The 334-nt window shown below is 60.5% G+C and carries 1 protein-coding gene; it reads right to left on the minus strand.

Features of this window, described 5'->3' with window-relative positions:
• On the minus strand, positions 1–260 hold a 260-nt coding region (locus AC0IXR_RS25015), incomplete at its 3' end, for a transposase (protein ID WP_471762590.1).
• Positions 261–334: the final 74 nt, after the last annotated feature.

The raw sequence follows: 334 nt of genomic DNA on the forward strand, positions 1-334 counted from the left end.
TGATCCTTCAGGACATCCTGAAGCATCGAGCGGTCCAGCGTCAGGTCGGCGACCAGCCGTTTCAGCTTGCTGTTCTCGTCCTCCAACTGCTTCAGCCGCCGGATCTCCGGCACACCCATACCGACGAACTGCTTCTTCCAGCGGTAGAACGTCGGCTCAGAGACAACCCTCTTCCGGCAGACCTCGTCCACCGTCGCGCCGTTCTGCGCCTGCCGCAAGGCGAAGGCGATCTGTTCGTTCGTGAAACGCTTGCGAGGTATGGCATCCACCCTCCTTCAGGGTTCAGGATGCCCGAAAAATTGCGTTCAGCGCGGACCAGTTTGCTGGGTCAGGG

The sequence above is a fragment of the Methylobacterium sp. AC832 genome (genome assembly GCF_979256025.1).